This is a genomic window from Anoxybacillus sp. EFIL (assembly GCF_013096955.1).
GTDB lineage: Bacteria > Bacillota > Bacilli > Bacillales > Anoxybacillaceae > Anoxybacillus > Anoxybacillus ayderensis.
The window spans coordinates 1-555 of the sequence record NZ_SDLH01000051.1; the positions used below are offsets into that span (position 1 = coordinate 1).

At 51.4% G+C, this 555-nt stretch carries 4 tRNA genes; all 4 read right to left on the reverse strand.

From position 1 onward, the window contains the following. Nucleotides 1-166 precede the first annotated feature (166 nt). Nucleotides 167-242 (reverse strand) — tRNA-Ala (locus tag ES017_RS15245). 7 nt (nucleotides 243-249) lie between these two features. Beyond that, nucleotides 250-326, reverse strand: a tRNA-Pro gene (locus ES017_RS15250). Between the two features lie 20 nt (nucleotides 327-346). Further along, nucleotides 347-423, reverse strand: a tRNA-Arg gene (locus ES017_RS15255). 8 nt (nucleotides 424-431) lie between these two features. After that, a tRNA-Leu gene (locus ES017_RS15260) sits at nucleotides 432-517 on the reverse strand. Nucleotides 518-555 lie beyond the last annotated feature (38 nt).

Here is a 555-nt window from a genome sequence, read left to right on the forward strand (position 1 = left end):
GCACGCCGCCAGCGTTCGTCCTGAGCCAGGATCAAACTCTCCATAGAAAAGTTATCCTTAGCTTTTGTACGCTTTTCGCTTCGTTCAGTTTTCAAGGAACATCTTGTCGTTTTTTTTGCGACTTTTTTTAATATAACATTTACGTTTTTTCTTGTCAATACTTTTTTGGTGGAGCCTATCGGGATCGAACCGATGACCTCCTGCGTGCAAAGCAGGCGCTCTCCCAGCTGAGCTAAGGCCCCTTGAAAATGGTCGGGAAGACAGGATTCGAACCTGCGACCCCATGGTCCCAAACCATGTGCTCTACCAAGCTGAGCTACTTCCCGTCCTCATTACGATATAAACATGGCGCGCCCGAGAGGATTCGAACCCCTAACCTTCTGATCCGTAGTCAGATGCTCTATCCAATTGAGCTACGGGCGCATATAAAGTGCCGAGGGCCGGACTCGAACCGGCACGGTAGTCACCTACCGCAGGATTTTAAGTCCTGTGCGTCTGCCAATTCCGCCACCCCGGCATAGGCATGTTGGAGCGGAAGACGGGACTCGAACCCGC